Source organism: Ilumatobacteraceae bacterium, assembly GCA_033344875.1.
Classification (GTDB): Bacteria; Actinomycetota; Acidimicrobiia; order Acidimicrobiales; family Ilumatobacteraceae; genus Ilumatobacter.
On sequence record JAWPMO010000001.1, the window covers coordinates 4,703,556 to 4,726,482 of the forward strand.

Annotated in this window: 18 protein-coding genes and 1 tRNA gene; 11 read left to right on the forward strand and 8 right to left on the reverse strand. The window is 67.2% G+C overall.

Annotated features, from left to right (window positions below):
• Window positions 1-8: 8 nt before the first annotated feature.
• Genes metH through R8G01_22205 form a run of 3 tightly spaced genes read right to left on the reverse strand, consistent with a single transcriptional unit; the run spans window position 9 to window position 5,574 of the window.
• Window positions 9-3,704, reverse strand: coding sequence for a methionine synthase (metH, locus tag R8G01_22195; GenBank protein MDW3216718.1), 3,696 nt, complete (start codon window positions 3,702-3,704; stop codon window positions 9-11).
• Entirely contained in the window at window positions 3,701-4,549 is an 849-nt protein-coding gene (metF, locus tag R8G01_22200) for a methylenetetrahydrofolate reductase [NAD(P)H] (protein ID MDW3216719.1), read from the reverse strand. Before metF ends, metH begins: the two co-directional genes overlap by 4 nt.
• The gene (locus R8G01_22205) at window positions 4,546-5,574 is read right to left on the reverse strand and encodes a metalloregulator ArsR/SmtB family transcription factor (protein ID MDW3216720.1); all 1,029 of its coding nucleotides are present in this window, start codon (window positions 5,572-5,574) and stop codon (window positions 4,546-4,548) included. Before R8G01_22205 ends, metF begins: the two co-directional genes overlap by 4 nt.
• A gap of 158 nt (window positions 5,575-5,732) precedes the next feature.
• Here R8G01_22205 and R8G01_22210 point away from each other — a divergent pair, with 158 nt between their 5' ends.
• Together R8G01_22210 and R8G01_22215 are read left to right on the forward strand one after the other, a co-directional pair.
• A complete protein-coding gene (locus R8G01_22210) occupies window positions 5,733-6,665 on the forward strand; it encodes an ATP-binding cassette domain-containing protein (protein MDW3216721.1) in 933 nt (310 codons plus the stop codon).
• On the forward strand, window positions 6,662-7,414 hold the full coding sequence (locus R8G01_22215; GenBank protein MDW3216722.1) for a hypothetical protein: 753 nt from the start codon (window positions 6,662-6,664) through the stop codon (window positions 7,412-7,414). The genes R8G01_22210 and R8G01_22215 overlap by 4 nt, the downstream gene beginning before the upstream one ends.
• Before the next feature lie 27 nt (window positions 7,415-7,441).
• Here the strand turns inward: R8G01_22215 and R8G01_22220 are convergent, their stop codons facing one another.
• Both R8G01_22220 and R8G01_22225 read right to left on the reverse strand, forming a co-directional pair.
• Window positions 7,442-7,645, reverse strand: a complete 204-nt coding sequence (locus R8G01_22220; protein ID MDW3216723.1) for a hypothetical protein — start codon at window positions 7,643-7,645, stop codon at window positions 7,442-7,444.
• Window position 7,646: 1 nt separating this feature from the next.
• A complete protein-coding gene (locus tag R8G01_22225) occupies window positions 7,647-9,350 on the reverse strand; it encodes a glutamine--tRNA ligase/YqeY domain fusion protein (GenBank protein ID MDW3216724.1) in 1,704 nt (567 codons plus the stop codon).
• Between the two features lie 74 nt (window positions 9,351-9,424).
• Here R8G01_22225 and hrcA point away from each other — a divergent pair, with 74 nt between their 5' ends.
• The 5 genes from hrcA to hemW all read left to right on the forward strand — a co-directional run bounded on the left by hrcA (window position 9,425) and on the right by hemW (window position 13,933).
• Complete coding sequence (gene hrcA / locus R8G01_22230) at window positions 9,425-10,420, forward strand: heat-inducible transcriptional repressor HrcA (protein ID MDW3216725.1); 996 nt, start codon at window positions 9,425-9,427, stop codon at window positions 10,418-10,420.
• Window positions 10,420-11,562, forward strand: coding sequence for a molecular chaperone DnaJ (gene dnaJ / locus R8G01_22235; protein ID MDW3216726.1), 1,143 nt, complete (start codon window positions 10,420-10,422; stop codon window positions 11,560-11,562). Before hrcA ends, dnaJ begins: the two co-directional genes overlap by 1 nt.
• A gap of 10 nt (window positions 11,563-11,572) precedes the next feature.
• The gene (locus R8G01_22240) at window positions 11,573-12,244 is read left to right on the forward strand and encodes an RsmE family RNA methyltransferase (protein MDW3216727.1); all 672 of its coding nucleotides are present in this window, start codon (window positions 11,573-11,575) and stop codon (window positions 12,242-12,244) included.
• 91 nt (window positions 12,245-12,335) lie between these two features.
• Window positions 12,336-12,845, forward strand: a complete 510-nt coding sequence (locus R8G01_22245; GenBank protein ID MDW3216728.1) for a transcriptional regulator — start codon at window positions 12,336-12,338, stop codon at window positions 12,843-12,845.
• Window positions 12,846-12,862: 17 nt separating this feature from the next.
• Window positions 12,863-13,933 carry a radical SAM family heme chaperone HemW gene (gene hemW, locus R8G01_22250; protein ID MDW3216729.1) on the forward strand — a complete coding sequence of 357 codons (1,071 nt, stop codon included), beginning with the start codon at window positions 12,863-12,865 and terminating at the stop codon, window positions 13,931-13,933.
• Here the strand turns inward: hemW and R8G01_22255 are convergent.
• Window positions 13,930-14,958: a 2-oxoglutarate and iron-dependent oxygenase domain-containing protein gene (locus tag R8G01_22255; protein ID MDW3216730.1), complete on the reverse strand. Its 1,029-nt coding sequence runs from the start codon at window positions 14,956-14,958 to the stop codon at window positions 13,930-13,932. The two genes, hemW and R8G01_22255, sit on opposite strands and share 4 nt — an antisense overlap.
• A 25-nt stretch (window positions 14,959-14,983) precedes the next feature.
• On the opposite strand from R8G01_22255, the gene R8G01_22260 reads away from it, so the two are divergent.
• Window positions 14,984-15,057, forward strand: a tRNA-Val gene (locus R8G01_22260).
• A 1,051-nt stretch (window positions 15,058-16,108) separates the two neighbouring features.
• Complete coding sequence (locus tag R8G01_22265; GenBank protein MDW3216731.1) at window positions 16,109-16,348, forward strand: YegP family protein; 240 nt, start codon at window positions 16,109-16,111, stop codon at window positions 16,346-16,348.
• A gap of 60 nt (window positions 16,349-16,408) precedes the next feature.
• Here the strand turns inward: R8G01_22265 and R8G01_22270 are convergent, their stop codons facing one another.
• Entirely contained in the window at window positions 16,409-18,133 is a 1,725-nt protein-coding gene (locus R8G01_22270; protein ID MDW3216732.1) for an NACHT domain-containing protein, read from the reverse strand.
• Window positions 18,134-18,959: 826 nt separating this feature from the next.
• On the opposite strand from R8G01_22270, the gene R8G01_22275 reads away from it, so the two are divergent.
• Together R8G01_22275 and R8G01_22280 are read left to right on the forward strand one after the other, a co-directional pair.
• Window positions 18,960-19,712, forward strand: coding sequence for a hypothetical protein (locus tag R8G01_22275; protein MDW3216733.1), 753 nt, complete (start codon window positions 18,960-18,962; stop codon window positions 19,710-19,712).
• 392 nt (window positions 19,713-20,104) lie between these two features.
• On the forward strand, window positions 20,105-20,752 hold the full coding sequence (locus tag R8G01_22280) for a hypothetical protein (GenBank protein ID MDW3216734.1): 648 nt from the start codon (window positions 20,105-20,107) through the stop codon (window positions 20,750-20,752).
• 336 nt (window positions 20,753-21,088) lie between these two features.
• On the opposite strand, the gene R8G01_22285 is transcribed toward R8G01_22280, so the two are convergent.
• Entirely contained in the window at window positions 21,089-22,456 is a 1,368-nt protein-coding gene (locus R8G01_22285; GenBank protein ID MDW3216735.1) for a hypothetical protein, read from the reverse strand.
• Between the last annotated feature and the right edge of the window lie 471 nt (window positions 22,457-22,927).

Below are 22,927 nucleotides of genomic sequence, written 5' to 3' on the forward strand. Positions count from 1 at the left end.
CGATCAGGTCACGACGGCTGGTAGGCGAGGATCGTGCCGAGCAGCCGCTCGGTCTCCTCGACCGTGAGCCCCTTGCGTTCGGCGTACGACTCGACCTGATCGCGCTGGATGCGTCCGACCGCGAAGTACTTGGCGTCGGGGTGGGCGAAGTACAGCCCCGACACCGATGAACCGGGCCACATCGAGTACGACTCGGTGAGCTCGACGCCGATCCGCGTCTCGGCCTCGAGCAGTTCGAAGATCGTGACCTTCTCCGAGTGGTCGGGCTGGGCCGGATAGCCGGGGGCCGGGCGGATCCCGCGGTACGCCTCGGCGATCAGCTCCTGCGGCGTGAGCGACTCGTCGGGCGCGTAGCCCCACAACTCGCGTCGAACCTGAGCGTGGGTTCGCTCGGCGAGGGCCTCGGCGACCCGATCGGCGAGGGCCTTGACCAGAATCGACGAGTAGTCGTCGTTCGCTGCCTCGAACCGCTCGGCGATCGCGACCTCTTCCGGTCCGGTCGTGACCGCGAAGGCGCCGACGTGGTCGATGGTGTCGGCGGCCGGGGGAGCGATGAAGTCGCCGATCGACAGGTTCGGCTTACCGTCGCGCCGCTTGAGTTGCTGGCGGAGCCCGTGCAGGCGGCGGCCGTGCTCGGACAGGAGGATGTCGTCGCCGTCGCGATGTGCCGGCCAGAAGCCGACGACCGCGCGCGGGAGGAACCACTGCTCGTCGACGATGCGGTCGAGCATGCGCCGGGCGTCGTCGAACAGCGATGTCGCCGTGTCGCCCATCGAGCTGTCGGTGAGGATGGCGGGGTAGCGGCCACGCAAGCCCCAGGCATGGAAGAACGGTGTCCAGTCGATGTACTCGACGAGGTCACCCACGTCGATGCCCTCGATGGTTCGGGGTCCGGTGAACGTGGGGGCGACGAGGATCGAGGGATCGCAGTCGAACTCGCCCGCGTTGACCCGGGCCTCGTCGAGCGTCAACCGGTTGCGTTCGACTTCGGCCCGTTCGTGGGAGGCGATGACGCGGGTGTACTCCGCGTCGAGGTCGGCCAGGAACTCGCCACGCTGACCGGGGTTCAGGAGCTTGGAGATGACCCCTGCAGCCCGGCTGGCGTCACCGACGTGCACGACCGGACCGCCCTCGTACGCCGGGGTCACGCGCAGCGCCGTGTGGATCCGGCTCGTGGTGGCGCCGCCGACGAGGAGCGGCACGGTGAATCCCTGACGCTGCATCTCGGAGGCGACGTTGACCATCTCGTCGAGCGACGGCGTGATCAGCCCGGAGAGGCCGATCACGTCGGCACCGCAATCTCGGGCGGTGTCGAGGATCGTCTGGGCGTGCACCATCACACCGAGATCGATGATGTCGTAGTTCGCGCATCCGAGCACGACGCCCACGATGTTCTTGCCGATGTCGTGGACATCGCCCTTCACGGTCGCCAGTACGACGGTGCCGTTGGAGTTGTCGGCGATCGAGCCGCCCGCGGCGATCGCCGCTTCGCGCTCGGCTTCGAGGAACGGGGTGAGGTACGCGACCGCCTGCTTCATGACGCGGGCCGACTTCACGACCTGTGGCAGGAACATCTTGCCGGAACCGAACAGGTCGCCGACGATGTTCATGCCGTCCATCAGCGGGCCCTCGATGACCGAGACGGGCGAGGCCAGGCGGACGCGTGACTCCTCGACGTCGGCCTCGATGAACTCGGTGATGCCGTTGACGAGCGAGTGCTCGAGCCGCTTGTCGACGTCCCAGTCACGCCATTCCTGACCGATCCGCTCCTTCACGGACGCGCCGTCGCCGACATAGTCCGTCGCTGCGTCGAGCAGACGTTCGGCTGCGTCGGACCGGCGGGCCAGCACGACGTCCTCGCACAGCTCGCGCAGCTCGGGCTCGATCTGCTCGTAGACCCCGAGCTGGCCGGCGTTGACGATGCCGAGCCGCATGCCGTTCGAGATCGCGTGGTAGAGGAACACCGAGTGCATCGCCTCGCGAACCCGTTCGTTGCCGCGGAAGGCGAATGACAGATTGGAGACGCCGCCCGAGATGTGGGAGTGCGGGTAGCGGCGGCGCAGCTCGGCGGTCGCCTCGATGAAGTCGAGGCCGTACCGATCGTGGTCGGCGATGCCGGTGGCGATCGCGAAGATGTTCGGGTCGAAGATGATGTCATCGGCGGGGAAGTCGAGTTCGCTGCGCAGCAGTTCGAACGCCCGGCTGCAGATCTCGATCTTGCGCTCGGCGGTGTCGGCCTGGCCGTCCTCGTCGAACGCCATGACGATCACGGCAGCCCCGTGGTCTCGGCACACCCTCGCCTGCTCGAGGAACTGGTCGACGCCCTCCTTCATCGAGATGGAGTTGACGACCGCCTTCCCCTGGACGCATTCGAGCCCGGCCTCGATCACCTCGAACTTCGACGAGTCGATCATCACGGGCACGCGGGCGATGTCGGGCTCGGCGGCGATCAGGTTGAGAAACGTGACCATCGCCTGCTCGGAGTCGAGCAGGCCTTCGTCCATGTTCACGTCGATGATCTGGGCGCCGTTCTCGACCTGTTGCCGAGCGACGTCGAGCGCCTCGGCGAACTCGCCGTTGGTGATCAGGCGGCGGAACTTGGCCGAACCGGTGACGTTGGTGCGTTCACCGACGTTCACGAACGGCACGTCGGCGGTGAGCGTGAACGATTCGAGACCCGAGAGCTGCAGGCGCGGCGCGCGTTCCTCGACACGTCGGGGGGCAAGCCCGTCGACGGCGGCGGCGATCTGCTCGATGTGGGCAGGGGTGGTGCCACAGCAGCCGCCCACGATGTTGACGAACCCGGATTCGGCGAACTCGCCGATGATGGCGGCGGTGTGTTCGGGCGTCTCGTCGTACTCGCCGAGGGCGTTCGGCAGGCCGGCGTTCGGGTACGCGCACACCAGCGTGTCGGCAAGCGTGGCGATCTCCTGGATGTACGGTCGCATCTCGGCGCCACCGAGGGCGCAGTTGAGACCGACCGACAGGGGCTGCGCGTGTCGGATCGACTGCCAGAACGCGCCGACGGTCTGGCCGGACAGCGTCCGTCCCGAACGGTCGGTGATCGTGCCCGAGATCATCAGCGGCGTGGAATGTCCGGTCTCGGCCGCATGGCGCCGCGCCGCCCAGATCGCAGCCTTGGCGTTGAGCGTGTCGAACACGGTCTCGACGAGGAGCACGTCGGCGCCGCCCTCGACCAGGCCGGCGATCTGCTCGCGATAGGCCTGGGCCAGCTCCCGGAACGTGAGCGCTCGGTAGGCCGGATCCTCGACGCGGGGCGAGAGCGACAGGGTGATGTTCGTGGGTCCGAGCGCACCGGCGACCCAGCGTGGCCGTCCGTCGGCCTGCTGAGCGTCGTCGGCCATCTCGCGGGCGAGTCGGGCGCCGGCGACGTTGAGGTCGTGCACCAGTGCTGCGTCGTCGAGGCCGTACTCGCGCTGGGCGACGGTGGTCGACGAGAAGGTGTTGGTGGTGATGATGTCGGCGCCGGCAGCGAGGTAGCTGCTGTGGAGGTGCCGGACCGCGTCGGGCTTCGACAGGATCAGGAGGTCGTTGTTGCCGGCGAGCGAACGCCCGTGGTCGGCGAACCGGTCGCCGCGGAGGTCGTCCTCGGTGACGCCGAGCGCCTGGATCTCGCTGCCGCTCGCCCCGTCGAGGATCAGGATCCGCTCGTTCGCGACCTGCCGCATGGTCTCGACGCTCATGCCGACACCGTCGCCAGGCGGTCGCAGACCGCGAGCGCAAGTTCGGAGCGGTTGAGCGTGTACAGATGCACGTGTTCGACCCCGTGCGTCGTCAGTTCCCTGATCTGGGTTGCCGCGAGGTCGGCGGCGAGTTCATGCGTCGCCGCCCGGTCGTCGTCGAGGCCGTCGAAGCGTCGGGCGATCGCCGCCGGCATCGTGGCACCGCAACGTGCTGCGAACCGGGCGACCGCCGGGAACGAATGGATCGGGAAGATGCCCGGGACGATCGGCACCTCCACGCCTCGGGCGCGGACCCGACGCAGGTAGTCGACGAAGTGACCGTTGTCGAAGAACATCTGGGTCATCGCCCGGTCGGCGCCGGCGTCGACCTTCGCGGCCAACACGTCGAGGTCGTGATCGTCGGTCGGTGACTGCGGGTGGCGCTCGGGGTACGCCGACACCGATACCGAGAGATCGCCGCGACGCTTGATGGCGGCAACGAGGTCGGCGGTTGAGTGGAAACCGTCGGGGTGGGGTTCGTAGGGGGCATCGATGCCGCCGGGCGGGTCACCGCGGAGCGCCACGATGTGATCGACACCGAGGTCGAGGTACCGGTCGATGACCGCATCGACGTCGGCCCGCGACTGGCCGACGCAGGTGAGGTGGGCGGCGATCGGCGCCGACGTGGACGACCGAACTACGTCGATGGTGTCGAACGACCGCTGCCGGTCGGATCCACCCGCGCCGTACGTGACCGAGATGTAGGCCGGGTCGATGTCGTCGAGTCGAGCGACCGCCTCCGAGAGGGTGCGAAGCCCGGCGTCGGTCTTCGGCGGGAACACTTCGAAACTGACCGAGAGCGTCATGATGCGGCTTCCTTGCTGGGCGCGAGTGCGGGGTCGTCGGACCGTTCGGCACCGGTCCGGGTGTCAATCCCGGTCCAGAGCGAGACGGTGAGGAGTTCTTCGTCGGTTCGTTCGACGCCGAGCGGTGGTTCGACGACGCGGACCGGCCCGATCGCCAGGCCCGCCTGTTCGAGCCAACCCACGAGGGTGTCGGACCGGATGCCGAGTCGCCGGTGGGCGTGATCGGAGCGCAGGAACTCGAGCGAGTGCGGGGCGAAGTCGACGATGAGCAGTCGTCCACCCGGAGCGAGCAGGTGTGCTGCTTCCCGGATGGCTCGGGCCGGGTCGTCGAGGAAGTGGAGGACCTGGTGGATGATGACGAGGTCGAAGGCGCCGCGCTCGAGCGGCGGGCTGTACACGTCGCCCTGGCGGAGATCGACCCGCCGCACCTCGGCCCGTTCGAGGTTGGCGCGGGCGACCGCCAGCATCGTGTGGCTGCTGTCGAGCCCGACGGCGCGCTCGATCCGCTCGTGGGCGACCAGCTGGAGCATCCGACCGGTGCCGGTACCGAGGTCGAGGACCGAGCGGTAGTCGTGGTCGCCGATCGTGTCGAGGATCGCCGCCTCGACGTCGTCGTCGGTGGCGTGCAGCGAGCGGAGTTCGTCCCAGTGTTTGGCGATCGCGGTGAAGTACTGCTGCGCCTCGGCGGACCGACGACCCCGCACCTGTTCGAGGCGGTCGAGGTCGGCGGCGCCGACCGGGTCGTGGGGATCGGTATTGGCGGTGACGTCGGCGACGAGGGCGCCGATCGGTCCCCGCGTGGTCAGTTCGAAGAACGCCCGTGTGCCCTCGCGGTGCTTGTCGACGACCCCGGCGTCGGCCAGGAGCTTGAGGTGCCGAGAGATCCGGGGCTGTGACTGCCCGAGGATCTCGGTCATGTCGGTGACCGTGAGTTCACCGTGTTGGAGCAAGAGCACGATGCGCAGTCGTGTCTCCTCCCCGATCGCCCGGAGCACGTCGAGCATCGCCGAACTGGACAGTCCCATCCGGCAACCATATAAGGATATCTACATATACGCAAGAGGTGCGTCGGGCGGGTCCTTGGCCACTTGCGCACGCCGGCGGGTTTCGGCGACGATCGAGGGGTGTCACACCGGAACCGCTCAGCGAACTCGGGACCGCGTCCTCCGAGGGGGCGATCGCTGTGACCCCGCCCGCGCCCGGCCACCGGCTCGGCGTCGAGCACCTGACGAAGCGATACGGCGACCACACCGTCGTCGACGACCTGACCTTCGACGTGCCGCCGGGGCGGGTCACCGGCTTCCTCGGGCCGAACGGTTCGGGCAAGTCGACGACGATGAAGATCGTGCTCGATCTCGCCGCGGCCGACGGTGGTCGCGCCCGGATCGGCGGTCACCGTTACCGCGAGCTTCCCGAACCCTCCCGCACGGTGGGCGCGCTGATCGAGACCGACGCATTCCATCCCGGCCGCAGCGGGCGCAACCACCTTCGGGTCCTCGCCGACGCGACGGGTGTCGATCAGCGTCGGGTCGACGCCGTTCTCGACGAGGTCGGGCTCGCCGATGCAGCCGATCGTCGTGCCGGCGCCTACTCGCTCGGTATGCGCCAGCGGCTCGGTCTCGCGGCTGCCCTCCTCGGCGAACCACCGGTGCTGATTCTCGACGAGCCCGGGAACGGCCTCGACCCGCAGGGCATTCGCACCCTTCGGAATCTGCTGCGCGACCGCGCCGCCCGAGGCGGGACGGTCTTCGTGTCGAGCCACCTGCTCGCCGAGATCGAACATCTGGCCGATGACGTCGTGGTCATCGATCAGGGCCGACTCATCGCGCACGGCCCGCTGGCCGAGCTCCGCCGCGCGTCGATGCTGGTGCGGAGCTCCGATGCGAGCGGGCTCGCCCGGGTGCTCGAGGCGGCTGGGGCGACGACCGAGACCGAGGGTACCGACGGGCTGATCGTGAGCGGGATGGAGAGCGATGAGATCGGCGATCGTGCGTTCGCCGGCGGCATCGCCGTCCACGAACTCACGAGGCGCGCCGGCTCGCTGGAGGAACTGTTCCTCGACTGGACCGCACACGCGTCGGCCGACCAACCGTCGGCCGCGGAGGATCCGGCATGAGCACGCGTTCGTCTCGTCTCGTCCGCTCCGAGCTTCGCAAGCTCACCACCACCAAGATGCCGCTCGCGTTCCTCGCCGTGCTCGTCGTGATCGCCGGACTCAACGCGTTCGCGGTGGTCGCCGGAACCGACATGGATGGCAGCAAGGCATTCATCTCGACGGCCGCCGACCAGCAGTCGCTGATGGCCTTCGCGTTCAACGCCTTCGTCGGCGCCGGCCTGTTCGGCGCGATCGCCGTCGCTCGAGAGTACGGGCACCACACGGTCATCCCGATGTTCCTCGCCTCGCCACGTCGATCCCGTGCCGCGTTCGCTCAGTTGGTCGCTGTCGCCGTCGGAGGTTGTGTGATGAGCTTGATCGGTGCGGCGCTCACCGTCACCGCCGTCGCGTTGGCGATCCCGACCACCGAGTACGGCTTCCTCGTCTCGGCCGGTGGCGTCGCCCGCGTGATCGGGGCCTCGGGGCTCGTCGGCGCGGCTGGAGCGGTGCTCGGGGCCGGCATCGGCACGATCGTCCGCAACGTCGGTGGCGCGGTCACGCTCACGTTCTTCACGTTCATGATCGCGCCGGGGCTCATCGTGCAGATCGCCGGCGGGACGGCGTCGTGGATGCCGGCGACGCTAGCCAACGTGCTCTCCGGCACCGTCGACGACGTGAGCCCGCCCGCCGCGTTGCTCGCGATCGCGGTCTGGGCCGCGATCCCTGCGGCGATCGGCCTGGCTGTCGTGGAGCGGCGTGATGTCGGCTGAGCGTTCCGTCTCGACGGCCCGGTTCAGCTAGTGCCGTTCGTTGCCGCGTCGGTAGTTGCCGGTCGCCCGCGCCATCAGGTGCTGCGCTTGGTCGACTGACGCTGACGCGAGTCGGTCGAGCAGCCGTAGGGCGGCCCGGCCTCGCACGACGGTGACGACCCGGCCGTCCCGACCGATCGCGACCTCGCCGTTCTTGCGCGCCGTCCAGGTGAACCCGGTCGGCGGCGGCATGTCAGCCCTGGCGCTTCTGGATGTTGGCCCACTCGTCGCGCAGGCCGACGGTGCGGTGGAACAGCATCGGTTCACGCGGGTCGTGCGCGAAGTAGCCGATCCGTTCGAACTGGACGACCTCGCCGGGAGCGGTGTCGGCGAGTGCGGCCTCGACCCGGCAGTCGGTGAGCAGCTCCCTCGAATTGGGATCGACGTCGTCGAGCGGGTCGCCGGTCGCCTCGCCGGGCACCTCGGCCGAGAACAGCCGCTCGTACAGCGCGACGGTGGCCGGCACGGCGTGGGCCGCGGAGACCCAGTGCATCGTCGACTTCACCTTGCGGCCGTCGGGGGCGGATCCGCCTTTGGTGTCGGGGTCGTAGGTGGCCAGCACCGTGGTGACGTTGCCGTCATCATCGGCTTCGAAGCCGGTGCACGTGACCAGGTAGGCGCCGCGAAGACGCACTTCCCGGCCGGGGGTGAGTCGGAAGTACTTCGGCGGCGGGTCGGCCCGGAAGTCGTCCTGCTCGATGAACAGCTCGCCCGAGAACGCCACCGAGCGCGTGCCGTCGGCCTCGTTCTCCGGGTTGTTGGTGACCTCGAAGTACTCGACGACCGGGTTGCCGTCGGCGCCGGTCGGCCAGTTGGTGAGTTGCAGTTTCACGGGATGCAACACCGCCATGCGCCGCTGCGCGGTGCGGTTGAGCTGGGTTCGCACGAACGACTCGAACAGTTCGACCTGGTGGCGGCTGTTGGTGCGAGCCAGGCCGATGAACCGGCAGAACTCGCGGATTGCCGAAGCGGGGTAGCCGCGCCGACGCATGCCGCGCAGCGTCGGCATGCGCGGGTCGTCCCAGCCGTCGACGATGCCGTCGGCGACCAGCTTGGCGAGCTTGCGCTTGGACGTGATCGTGTGGGTGAGCTCGAGCCGGGCGAACTCCGTCTGGCGAGGCTGCTCGTGGGGGAGTGGGAGCTGCTCGAGGAACCAGTCGTACAGCGGGCGGTGGCTGTCGAACTCGAGCGTGCAGAACGAGTGCGTGACGCCCTCGATCGCATCGCTCTGGCCGTGCGCCCAGTCGTACGTGGGATAGATCACCCAGGTGTCGCCGGTGCGGTGGTGGTGGCCACGCCGGATGCGGTACATGACGGGGTCGCGCAGCTGCATGTTCTCGTGCTGCATGTCGATCTTGGCCCGCAACACCTTGGCGCCGTCGGGGAACTCGCCGGCCCGCATCCGACGGAACAGGTCGAGATTCTCCTCGGGGGTGCGGTCGCGGTGTGGCGATTCGATGCCCGCGTTGCCGTAGCCGCCCCGCTGGGCCCGGATCGTGTCGCCGTCCTGGTCGTCGACGTACGCCTTGCCGTCGGTGATCAGCAGTTCGGCCCAGTCGGCGAGCTGTTCGAAGTAGTCGCTCGCGTAGAGCGGTTCGCCGACCTCGTAGCCGAGCCAGGTCACGTCGTCGATGATGCCGTCGACGAACGAGGTGTCCTCGGTGTCGGGATTCGTATCGTCGAACCGCAGGTTGCAGACACCGTCGAAGTCGGCGGCGAGGTCGTAGTCGGCGGTGATCGCCTTGGCGTGACCGATGTGGAGGTAGCCGTTGGGCTCGGGCGGGAACCGGGTCTGCACCCGGCTGAACACGCCGTCGGCGAGGTCGCGCTGGACCAATTCCCGTACGAAGTCGGTACTCGTTCGGTCCGCGCTGGTGTCTGGATCGGGCGTCGCCATCGCCCACCAGTATGGAGCGTTCGTCACGGAACGCCGCGCCTGGTTCCAGCACTCGGTATCCTCGATTGCCAACCATGCTCGATGACCGCAAGACCGCCATCCTCCGTGCCGTCGTGCAGGAGTACATCGCCACCGCCCAGCCGGTGGGATCGTCGCACATCGCCAACTCGGCCGACATCAACGTCTCGTCGGCCACCGTTCGCAACGACATGGCCGCGCTCGAGTCCGAGGGATACCTCATCCAGCCGCACACGTCGGCCGGTCGCGTGCCGACCGATCTCGGCTACCGGTTCTTCGTCGACCATCTCGCCTCGCCGAGGCAGGTCGACGACGCGACCACCAAGACGGTCGGCGAGTTCTTCGACGTCGCTCACGGGCGTCTCGAAGAGATGCTCCATCACACGAGCGACCTGCTGACGCGCCTGACCAACAACGCCGCCGTCGTGCTCGGGCCGAAGGCCGACGCCGCGACGATCCGGAGCGTCCAGCTCGTCCGGCTGTCCGCCGGTGCCGCGACCGCGGTGTTCGTGTTCAGCAACGGCGGGGTCGAGAGCGAGATCGTCGAGATCGACGACGAGACCTCCGACGCAGCCCTGGCGGCGGCGTCGGTCCACCTGGCCGGCACGCTGGTCGGCGGCACGCTGGCCGATCTCGACGCCGTCCCGCCGACGGGGAGCGCCAGCGCCGACACCGTCTGCAACGCGGTGGTCGAGGCGATTCGTGTCAGCGCTGCGGACGACCACGTCTACGTCGGTGGCGCGTCCACCGTCGCCGCCAGTTTCGAGGCGGTCGACGTGGTCCGTCAGGTCCTGCACACGCTCGAGCAGCAGTTCGTCGTCGTGTCGCTGGTCCGTGACATCGTCGACCGCGGGATGTCGGTCGCCATCGGGGTCGAGCACGGCGTCGAGCCGCTCTCCGCCTGTTCGGTGGTCGTGGCGCCCGTCGTCGTCGACGGCGAACATCTCGGATCGGTCGGCGTGCTCGGCCCGACCCGCATGAACTATCCACAGGCTCTGGCAACGGTCGACTTCGTGAGCGATCGCCTGGGCCGCCGACTCGGAGAGGGCTGATGGCCGCCGACTACTACGACCTGCTCGGGGTCGATCGATCCGCGAGCGCCGACGAACTCAAGAAGGCGTACCGCAAACGCGCCCGGGCGGTGCATCCCGATGCCAACCCCGACGATCCCGAAGCCGAAGCGCAGTTCAAAGAGCTGTCCAAGGCCTACGCGGTGCTGTCCGACGACCAGCAGCGCGCTCGGTACGACCAGTTCGGCGAAGCCGGCGTCGGTGGTGCGGGCGGCGGCGGTGCCAACTTCGACGACATGTTCGGCGGCGGCGGGCTCGGCGACATCTTCGACGCGTTCTTCGGCGGTGGCGGCGGTGGCAACCCGTTCGGCGGTGGCGCTCGGCGCCCGACCGGGCCGCCGCGCGGGCAGGACATGGAGGTCGCGGTCGCGATCACGTTCGAGCAATCGGTGTTCGGCGACCAGGTCTCCGTCGACCTGAAGCTGCCGCAGGCGTGCGACACCTGCGACGGGTCGGGGGCCGGCGAAGGCACCCGACCGGTCACGTGTTCCGAGTGCAGCGGTTCCGGACAGGTCCGGCGCGTGCGGCAGAGCGTGCTCGGCCAGATGGTGTCGTCGAGCCCGTGCCCGCGCTGCGGCGGCCTGGGCGAAGTGATCACGACGCCGTGCGAGACCTGCCGCGGCGAGGGGCGGGTCACCGCCGACAAGACCTACACGATCGACGTGCCGGCCGGCGTCGTCGACGGGAGCACCCTGCGGCTGACCAGGCGCGGTGCCGCCGGACCCCGTGGTGGGGCTCCCGGTGATCTGTACGTGCACCTGCGCGTTCGACCCCACGACCGCTACCGGCGTGATGACGACGACCTCGTCACCGAGGTGCCGATCTCGATCGCACAGGCCGCGCTGGGGACCTCGGTCAAGCTCGAGACGCTCGACGGCGACGAGGACCTCGCGGTCCCGGCGGGCACGCAGCCCGGGCACCAGTTCGTGCTCAAGGGGCGTGGCGTCCCCCGCTTGCACGGCCGAGGACGCGGCGACTTGCGGGCGATCGTCGCAGTCGAGGTGCCGACGAAACTGACGTCGGAGGAGTCCGATCTGCTGCGGACCTTCGCCGAGGGTCGGGGCGAAACGGTCGGCGAGGGCGGGTCGAGCCTGTTCTCCCGCATCAAATCCGCATTCACGTGACCGGGCTGCCATGAGGGCCGAGGTGCTGCGCGCCGCCAGCGCTCACGTGCTGGTCGACGACGTCGCCACGCCGGCGCTGTCCGACGACGACGCCCATCACGTGTTCCGTGTGCTCCGGGTCCGGCCGGGTGAGACCGTCACGGTGACCGACGGTGCCGGACGATGGCGCGCCTGTCGTGCGGCTGATCGCCTGCTCGAACCGGTCGGGGAGATCCACGACGTCCCTCGGCGAGCGAGACCGCTCACGTTGGCGTGCACGATTCCGAAGCAGGACCGACCCGAGTGGATCGTGCAGAAGCTGGTCGAGTTGGGCGTCGACCGGATCGTGTGGCTGCACGCCGAGCGATCGGTCGTGCGGTGGAACCCCGAACGGGCCGAGCGTCACCTCGCGAAACTGCGGCGGGTCGCGGCCGAGGCACTCCAGCAGTCGCGCGGCGTGTGGCTGCCCGAGATCACCGGACCGGTGTCGACGCTCGAGGTGCTGCCGAGTGCGGCTGCTGCCGAGCCGGGCTCCCCGCCGATCGGGGCCGGCGACACGATCGTTGCGATCGGCCCGGAGGGCGGCTGGTCGCCGTCGGAACTCACCGCCGCTGCGTCGACGGTGTCGTTCGGCGACACGGTGTTGCGGGTCGAGACGGCGGCGATCGTCGCGGCAGCCCGAATGGTCATGCACGCAGAGTGAAATACAGCCGAGTCGAGTGGTCGAAATGCCACGTTCGGCGTCCAAGCGTGCTAATTTTGCGTGACCACATGTTGGAGGGCGAGGAGCTGAGGTGGACTTTCAAGAAGATGCCGACGATGCCGGCTACAGCGTCCAGGTCGGAGAACGCCTGCGGGCGATCCGCAAGCAGAAGCGCTTGTCGCTCCACGACGTCGAAGCGCAGTCCGAGCAGGAGTTCAAGGCATCGGTGCTCGGGGCGTACGAGCGAGGCGAACGAGCGCTCTCCCTGCCGCGCCTCGATCGCCTGGCGCAGTTCTACCGGGTGCCCGTCGATCAGTTGCTGCCTCGTGGTGACAACACGCCGATGGGTAACGAAGACGGCACGACACCGCGACCGAAACTCGCGATCGACATTTTGAAGCTCAGTCAGCTGTCGGGTGCGCCCTTCGAGATGCTGACCCGCTTCATGCGGATGATCCAGGTGCAGCGCCAGGACTTCAACGGGCGGGTGCTGACGATCCGCGCCGACGACAAGCGAGCGATCGCGGCGATGCTCGACATCCCGGTCGATCAGGTCGCCCTGCGGCTCGAAGCACTCGACCTGGTGTTCCGACCCGCCTGACCTGATTCACTGACCCGATGGCCGCCCCGGCGGCGCCCTTCGGCGTCTACATCCATGTCCCGTTCTGCGCATCGAAGTGTGACTACTGCGCGTTCGCGACCTGGACCGACCGGCACCATCTGACCGACGCGTACCTCGCTGCGCTGCGCAGCGACATCGAACGGGCGCTCGACGAGGGGATGCCGACGGCCACGAGCATCTTCGTCGGGGGCGGTACGCCGTCGATGGTCGACGGTGAGGCGCTCGCCGAGGTGGTCGGTCTCGTGCCGGTCACGTCCGACGCCGAGGTCACGGTCGAGTGCAACCCCGACAACGTCACCGACACCCTGCTCGAGAGCTATCGCCGCGGTGGGGTCAACCGGGTCAGCCTCGGGGTGCAGTCGATGTCGTCGCACGTGCTCGGCGCGCTCGGTCGACAACATGATCAGCGCAACGTCCGGCTCGCCGTCGACGCGATCCGCCGCGTGGGGATGGCGTCGTTCAACCTCGACGTGATCTATGGCGCAGCAGGCGAGTCTCTCGACGACTGGCGGCACACGGTCGACGCGATCGTCGAACTCGACCCGCCGCACGTGTCGGCGTACGCGCTGACGATCGAGGCCGGCACACCACTGGCCGACCAACCCGACCGGCACCCCGACGACGACGACCAGGCGGACAAGTACGAACTGGTCGACGACCGCCTGGTCACGGTCGGCCTGTCGAACTACGAGATCTCCAACTGGTCGCGGCCGGGGCACGAGTGCCGCCACAACGTGCTGTACTGGCGGCAACAGAACTACCGGGGGTTCGGGTGCGCCGCCCATTCGCACCACGACGGTCGGCGCTGGTGGAACGTGCGCACGCCCGACCGCTACATCGACCTGGTCGAGCGCGGTGAGTCGACCGAGGCGGCGGGGGAGACGCTCGACGAGGCGACCCGACGGTTCGAGCGGCTCGAACTCCAACTCCGGATGCCGGAGGGTGTGCCGGTCGACGCTCTCGACGGCGATGAGCTGCCGGGTCTGGTCGAGCGACACGACGACCGATGGGTGTTGACCCGGCGCGGCCGACTGATGGCGAACGACATCAGTACCCGACTGAACTAGCCGCCGTCCGCGACCGCGGCGAACAATTCGGGGAAGACGCGGGAGACCTTCGACATGAGATAGTCGCCGTAGCGCCCGGACCACGCCTGGAGGCTTGCACCGTCCCACCGACGCTCGGCGTCGTCGGCCGGAGCGGTGCCGTCGAGTGGGAGCGGCACGACCTGGGCATCCCACGACGGATCGAAGAAGTAGGGGAACGACAGCCGCGTGCGACCGCTCGTGTTGCGGACGCGGTGCGGCGTCGACCGGTACCGACCCTCGGTGAGCCGGTCGAGCATGTCGCCGAGGTTGCACACGAACACGCCGGGCTCGGCCGGGACGTCGAGCCAGCGCCCGTCGGGTGTCCGGACCTCGAGTCCGCCGGCGTCGTCTTGAGCGAGCAGCGTGAGGAGTCCGTAGTCGGTGTGTTCGCCGACGCCCCATTCGTCGGTGACGTCGTTGTCGTCGAGCGCCGGGTATTGGAAGATCCTGAACAGTACGGTCGGGTCGCTGGTGACGTGGCGTTCGAACCAGTCGGCGGGCAGGCCGAGGCCGAGTGCAATCCCCTGCATGACCGCATCGGCGACCGTGCGCACCGCGGCGAGCCAGTCGTCGACCGTCTGGCGCAGTTCGCCGTCGGGGAGGAGGTTGCGGCCGTGCAGCGGTGCGCCGGTCATGACCAGCGGGTGATCGTCCGCATGGTCGATGCCGACGTACAACCCCTCCTTGCGGTCGGGGCGGCCGGAGGTGATCTCGCCACGCAGTGGGAACCAGCCGCGCCAGGCCGCGCCGGCGTTGGCCATCGCGAACGGCTCCTTGTCGTGGTCAGACCGGGCGAAGAATGCCCTCGCAGCGCGGTCGAGATCGGCGAGCAGCCCCGGGTCGACCCCGTGGCCGGTCACTCGGAAGAATCCGAGTTCGCGGCACGCGCGGTCGATCTGAGTGGCCACATCTGCGGTGTCGGTGCCGGGTGTCAGGAGGGGTGCGACATCAATCGTCGCGAGCCGCTCGATCGGGGTCGAGTCAGGGTGTGAGCCGGGGTTCACGGCTGGTATCGTACGTGCCCGCTGAGGGCGTATGGCTCAGTTGGTTAGAGCGCATCCATGACACGGATGAGGTCGGGGGTTCGATTCCCTCTACGCCCACCGAAAAACCCCAGGTCATAGACCTGGGGTTTATTGGTTGGCTGCCAGCTGCTCGTCGGGAGTGAGTCAGTTGGTGAGTTGCAGCGCAGTCCGGACAGCGCAGTCCCCGCAGCCCCGCCCGTGACCGGACGCCGCTTCTCGCGAGCGCGAAAACCGATGCTCGGGCTATTCGCTGTTGTCGATGACGTCTTTGAGTTGTCGTTGAAAGTGCGACGTCACGCTTGGGTAGACGCGATAGTCAAAGTGCGCCGACGTGCCTGGCCGCGATGCGGCGCGCCGGTCCTCGTTCAGAGTGTCGTTACGTGTGCCGATATCGAGTGCCCACCAACGGCACGTATCTCTAGGCCGGTTTGGGTGTTCTCGATGTAGCGGGCGGGGGACTTGATGTGTGTAGTGGACGCGTTATCTCTAGCGCGTCTCCGACGCATCGCGTATCCGTTCCCACTCTTTGCCGCCCTTTCGTGCGGGCCATCGGCCGACTTGGAGAATGTCGACGACATGTCCACGACGCACAGCACCTGGTCAGACCCGTTCAGGGCGCCGGACTCGAGATAGCGGCACTTTGTGGCGAGGCCCACGGCCTCCCTCCGACGTCGTTATGTGGCAGTCGCTAGCCGGGTTGTCGCTACCACAGTTCGCCGGCGGTGCGGCGCGGATCTGAACCTACCGGTCCGCGACTGTCGCGCTGGTCCGACGAGTCGATCGGCCGATCGAAAGTCGAGAGTGCCGTGCTGTGCGGGTGTATTTCGCCGGAGGCACTGCCGGTGGCTGCAGTGGCTAGTTGGGTGTCGCAGCTGTCCGGGCCGAGGCCGGAAGCTGTGAGGTCGATCGAGTGTCCACCCACAGCCTTCGTCGCGGATTCGTCACCGAATGCCGTCACCATCACATCGCCGCCGGGCACATCCGCCGTGTCACTGGCCACCGCAACCTCAACACCCTCTTGGGCTACGACGCACCTCTCGAACACCTCATGCGACCACTCCACCAAGCCGGATGGTGGTAGGGGTCTATCCCCCGCCCGCCCATCGCGGAGGTGGCCTACAGTTCCTGGATGACAACTGAGGCTGAACTTCCGAACCCGAAGATCGTCGTGTACGAGCGTCGCGACGCAAGCAACAAGCCGACCGGAGAGTACGGCTGGCGGCTCCGTGCGGACAACGGGAATATCATCGCGACCGACGGCGGTCAGGGCTACAAAGACCGGGAGTTCACGGCGCGGATGGCTGAACGGATCATCAAAGACGGCGAGTTCTCCGACGCACCGATCCATCACATGTATCCGAAAAAGTAGGATGGCCCGATCGTCGGGATGAGTTCTGGCCAGTCGGCGGCAGGAAGAGCGCTCGGGAAACTAGGCGGACGGTGGTCTCGGCGGGCGGCCGAGCACCCGGACCGTGAAGTCCCATGGAGCGGTGTAGGTGATGGGTTCCCCCCAGAGGTCTGTGCATGTGAAGTACACCCGGTCACCCCTGGCTGCCTCCGGCGTGTCCTTGATCACCAATTTGATCGCGGCGCGTACCGCCTTCATGGCCACCAGCCCGTCGTACACGATGACGTCATGAGTGCCCGAGATGGTTGTGAGTCGTAGCACTGCATGTCCCAGCTCAGGGGTCGCTTTGAAGCGAGGGCGTTCCTGTACGAGCCGACGCAGGTACTGGTGGAGCGGCGCCAGGTCGTCTGGCGACCGTTCGAACATGTCGGCGATGCTCCCGAGGGTGCCGGAAGCGTCTGACGAGAGTGCCGTCGCGACCGCTACCAATTCGGGGTGCGTTGGCAACTCGGCAATCAAGTCGCGAGTCCGACCTCGAGCGAGGTAGTCGCCGGCGAGGAACTCCTGGATCGACAGGTGCGAGAACTCGTACTCGAGGCCGACCTTCACGACGAGGCCGGTATGCGATTCGATCTCGCGCACGATCTGGCGGGTCTGTTGCTTTGGTAGGCCGTAGGTCGGTGCGATGTCACGCATAACCGCGGTTAGGTTCTCGTCGCCAAACCTGATGAGGTCGTCTTGGTAGAGCTGATAGGCGACCTCGCTCAGCATCTCCATCTTCTCGTCGGGTCCGAACCCGGCGTACGCGGATGATCGTTGCACACTGCGGGTTTCGTCCCAGTCCTGAAGCACGAGCCGCACGATCGTGCGGCAAAGGTCGACCCGCCTGTCCGGCACCGCACCTTGTCGCTTGAAGGCGGTCACCATGTGAGCCAAGAACAACGGCCGATCCGCGAGCTCGGCGGCTGCGCCGCCCTGCGCCGCGACCGCTTCATGGAAGCGTTCGGCCTCCTCAGCAGAGAGCCAACCAGCGACCGCGGCCCTGATCTGCGTCCCTGTCAGAGGCAGGATCTCCACCGGCTTGAAGTGAGCACCGAGACTCTCCGCGTACGCCGCGGAGCGGCACGACACGATCATCTTCGAGTTCGTCAGACCCCGGGTCAACTGGACGAGTTGCATCTCCAGCCGTGATCGATGGTTCGACTTCACCTCATCGAGACCATCCACCAAGATGAGCGCCCCTTGCGCCAGCAGGTGGCGGATCTCAATCTCGGGATCGTCAACCAGCGCAGCGACCCTCTCCTTAACGCCAGTGATATCGGCCAGCACCGGATAGAGCCCCCCTCTCCAATCGCGTTCGCGGCAGACGATCAGGATCACGAACTGGAACCAGTCGGGATCTCCACTCGGCGCCTCAAGCGCCACCTCGCGGGCAAGGCGCCGCAAGGTGGTCGTCTTGCCTGCTCCTGGATCCCCCAACACAGCGAAATCGCCCTCGTCAAAGAGCAGCTCCAACTCCTCGAGCGCTGGGCTGCCAGCGCCACCGAGTCGTCGGGGAATCGATCTGAGATGCAGACCGATAGTCGGCGCATCCGTCGGCAGATGAACCAAGCTGGAGGGAAGATGCGACTCCTCACACCACCGGACGACTTCGACATGGTGCATCGCGAGTCGTCCACCCACCGCATCGATGAACCGACCGCGCTCTCGCCGTCGGTCTCTACCTTTCCGGTCCTGCCACGCCGGCAGGACGGTGCCGAGGAACTGAACGATCGCGGCGCTCAGCTGCATCGCTCCATCGGTCATGCGCAGAGCTCCGCTGATGTCCCATCCATGTTCACCAGCATGGCACCATGCACATGGCGTGCCGATGGAGATCACAGAAGCCGCGGCGAGCGCGGCCACTTCCGAGCATTGACGTCGTCAACACGCTCGAGTTCGAGCGACCAGTCAGGTCGTGCTTCCGGGCTTCCTTCTCCGGTCGGCTCGCGCTGGCCGGACGAGGTCTGGAGGCAACGAGTCCGAACAAAGCAGCGGCCGCGACGGCAGCCGCCACGCCGCTAGACTTGCACCGGCCCAGGACCGGCGATAGAGGACAACATAGGTTCCTCGACGGAAGCAGAAATCTGGATTTGCTACAAGCCCCCCGCCCCGACGTACGTTGAGAGTGGCGAGAGGAGGGCGATGCGCAGTCATCGATTCGGACCACTTCGCCCTTCGCGCAATCGTGAGCAGTCCGACCATCACCGGCCGAGCGGATCCAGGCGCTTCGCGCGCCGGCGAGGTAGGACTGCCGCCCGCACGCTCTGATCGGCCACCACCGTCGCTCTTTCAACCGGCGTTGTGGGGCAGTCTGCCCACCGTGACGGCCGCGTGTTAGGTGACACCGGGGACAACCTCCGCCGAGAGCTACACGAAGCGACCAGAAGTGGTGTGCGTGCGAACCGACTCGCGGAACTCCGTACCGGCCTCGACGAGTCGACGAGTGCGCCGAACGATGAACGCAGGCTCGGGGCGACAGGTTCCCGCCCCGGTCCGTCTGCTTGAGCGGTCTTCCGCGTGGCAGGCTGGGCAGGTGGACGGGGAGGGTAGTGAGGCGGACGGTCCTGCGGCGCCGATCGCGGTGGCCGGTGTGGCGGTTGGGATCGGTGCCGGGCTGGTTCTCGTCTGGTTCACGATGGTGCCGCCACACGCTGTGGGCACCGCCTGGCGCGTAGTCGGCGTTCTGCTCGTCGTGGGCGCCGGATGGGTCCGGTATCGAGTGCACTACGTTCGGATCGCGGTCGGGTCGTGGCGGTCTCTGTTCTGGGGAGTCCTCACCGCTGTGCTGCTTGTGGGCTATGCGTTGCTGTATCCCGGGGTGGGAGTCGAGTTGTTCGCAATGCTCGTCGTCGGCGTCTTCGCGGCGTGGTTCGTGGCCGTACTGGTCGTCATCGCTTTCCGATTCCGTGAGCATCGGGCAGATGCGGTGGCAGGATCACTCGCGATTGTCGTGGTTGGTACGACCGCGCTGCTTTTCGGGGCCACGCCTGGGCGTCAGCTTCGGTTGCTCACCGTTCAAGATCGGTATGAGTCTGCGATCGCTTCCGGTCGGGTGGGTGATGAGGCCGGTACGTCAGACGGGGACCTCGCGGCATGGGTGTGGGTGGATGGCCACAACTCGGCCGTTGCTGGTGTCGTTTTCGATCCTGCCGACAATCTTGTTGAGCGATCGAGCGCTTCGGCCTTGACCGTCGGATCGGTCGGGCAGGTGGCGGACTGTAGCCGCCTCCAGGAGACCTGGTTTTGGTGCGACTTCGAGTTCGATCCTGACTCAGACAGCTCCTCGGGAACATCCGCGGCGAGATCGGCAAGGACGCGCCTCTCACCGTCGGCCGGACTCTGAGCGGCCAGCGCACCAGCAGCCCGAAGCCACCCAACACTCGGTCGAGGGCGAGCAGAACGATGCGAACCGTCAGTTGCCCACCACAAACGCGACATCAGCGCACTCCCGGCGTTTGGTGGCACCCACGAAGAGCGTCGGAGGCGCGCGTTATGTGTCGACTGAGCGAGTACCGACGTGCCGATACCGGAGGTTCGCGAGTCGACCTGACAGATGTCGTTCTGCTCCAGAGCGCTTGACGTTCGACGCCCTGGGAACTCCAAGCGACGCTGTAGCGTCGAACGGTGATGAGGACGTTCTCCAGCTTGGTCGTGCTGGCGTCGACGTCGCTAGTCGCAGCATGTGGCTCCGACTCCGGTTCCTCGACCGCTCAGCCGTCCAACCTGGGGACCGACGTGAGTGAGTCGATTGTCGTAGTTGGTTCTGACGAGAGTTCATTTGCTGGTCTTCGGCTGCAAGAAGAATTGCTGGAACGGTACGGTTCGCGCTTCCACAGTACGGTGCTGGCCGATGATTCCTTGTCGATCACACTGGCGCCGGAAGAGGCAGACCTCGCCGCAGAACTCAAAGCCGAGTTTGGTCGACACGTGAACCTCACGGTGGGATTATTGCCGTTCCCGCTGGACGCAGCGTCGCCGGTCTGTGGTGAACGCCCCACATCAACAGACGAGGCGCCGCTATCGGTACGGTTGGAGATGCCGGATGAACCTGTTGACGCAGGTGGCGCCGTGCCCGCTCGACTAACCGGCGTCGTCACCAACGAAGGAAGAGATCCCGTTGAACTCTTGATCGGATACCTCAGCGCCGTAGTCCTCCAAGACGACCGCGTCGTGAACGGCAACGGCTTCTCAGTGCCCGAAGGCGCTGTTGAGATCGAACTAGCACCGGGGTCCAGCGAGGAAGTCGAGGTCTTACTGTCGACGGCAAGTTGTGACCCTGACATCGGATACGTGTTGCCTGCAGGGAGATATCCGGTAGTCGCCGTGCTAGGGACGCCCGAATACGTGGTTGTGTCTCCGCCCGTGGACATCACCGTCAGCTGATGTCGAGACGAGCGGTGGTCACCAGATCGATCGCCTGACAATGAGCAGGCGTGAGCGACCAAACGACTCGATCCGTAGCGGTACCCGCTGAGCATCCGTCGTGTCGAGCGCACCAACTGGGCGAGTCAGACGAACAACCGCGGCCGTCCCGTGACGCTCGGTTCGACGCCCGTCTTGCGACCGCGAACCGGCGGTCGGGGGCACTTGTCACGCTCACCCAGCCGCGCGTTCTGGGACACCTGGGCGATCGGCTACGGGTCTGTGGTTCGCGGCGTTTTGGGTCACGTGACTGGTCGCGTCCGTGGCGGTCTTAGATGATCGGCCGGGGCGGCGGCGTCAGTCTGTTGTTGATGGTGGCGTCCAGGTCCAGATCTCGTTGAGGAGTCGGCCTTGCTCGCCTGTCCAGTCTTGTCCGCCGTACACGACCAGGCTGCGTTCGCTGTTCGTGATCGATTCGCCATCGGTTGGAGCGCCGGGGCGAGCGGGGATTTCGATCCATTGATCGGTTGTGGTGTCGCGTGCCCATCCGTATGCGTACTCGTAGGTTGCATCGTTGTCGGCCAGGATGCCGGCCATGTCGTTGCGCCATGAGTCCGATGCGGGCGGTTGCGGGAAGTCGGCCCACGTGTCGGTGGCAGGGTCGTACACACCGCCTTGGACAGACGGTCCGAAGTGGGGGTTGAGGTAGTAGCCGTCGTCGCCAGCCCAGACTTGGTAGCCGGCCGCGTTCGAGGCGGTCAGTTCGGTCCATGTCTGGTTGTCGACGTCGAGCACGGCGCCGAGTTTGGATGGCGCATCACCGTCGATGGGGCTTCCGAACACGAAGATCTGCTGACCGGTGCCGAGGACGAATCGGTCGTAGACCGCAGGGAGCGGGTCGTCGGGGAGCGGCTCCCAGCCGGAATCGTCCACCAGGCGATAGTCGGGTGTCTCGCCCTGTTCGTCGCTGCTGTTGAATGCGATCACCGTGCCGTCGGACAGGCTGGTGAGCATCGGCGACGCGAGCCGATCGGGGGTTGGGAGGATGTCCCATGCGTCGTCGGCGCTGCGATACCGGAGGATCGGGTTCTCGTTGGCGCATGCCGAGTCGCCGACGCATGCCGCTGTGACGTACAGATCGCCCCCGCTCGTGGTCGAAGCGCCTGCGACGATGGGAACCGGCGCATCCGCGATCGGCGTCCACTGGTCGGTCCCCGGGTCGTAGATCGCACCGTCGACAAACCTCGTGACGTCGTCGACGACGCACTCTGCAGCGGGTGGGCAGAGGAGTTCCCATCCACCAGTCACGACCAGGCGTCCATCGAGATCGGCCACGATCGCGGCGGAACGAGCGCTCAGTGGAGGATCAGGTAGCTGTCGCCATCCGCTCACCGACGGTGCCTCGACACTGTCCGGCGTTTCGGTGGATGATCCCGTTTGCACGACGGAGATCGAGTGTTGCACGTAGGCGAGCTCTCTGAACTCGCCCTCGGCGCACGCGTCGACGCGCGCTGCAAGGGCGTCGTCAACGAGCAGATGCTCGAGCATCTCCGGAGATCCGAACCCGCCACCTGCCGACAGGGTTGATCCGGGCGGGATCCGGGTCCCATCCGGGCCGACGACCTCCTGCGCTTCAGCATCCCATGTCGTGCCGAAGGGCCACAACACGGCGGTTCGCAACCCGGGCGCGCCCCCGCCGACGAAGAGACAGTCACCGTCGCGCACCAAAACTCCTTCGATCCGAGCGTCCTCGCCGCCTGACATCGGCGGGCCCGGACCAAACATGACCGGCCCATCGACACCTCCCGCGAAGTCTGACGCAACTGTTGCATCAGGTTCGGTCGTCGTCTCGCCCGGCTCGATCGAGGTCGGCGCGGTGGTCGCCGGCGGGTCGGTCTCCCCGGGAGCGTTCGAGGCGCCCGGCGCTGTCTCTTGCGTCGAAGCAATCGAAGGCACGGAGGCGTTGCCGTTTTCGGATCTCAACGCTCCGCTCACCACCAACGCGGCCGTGCCACCGGCGATCAACGTAACTGCGGCCGCTACGGCAAGGCCACGCGGCCAGCGCGCATCCTTCTGCAACCCGGCAGCCGGCGCCGGGCCGCTGCGGACAGCGCGGAGTTCCGCTTCGGTGTCGAGGTCCGAGAAGCTCGCGATCAGATGCTCAGACGCATCGACCAGACGGGCCTCGACCGTGGC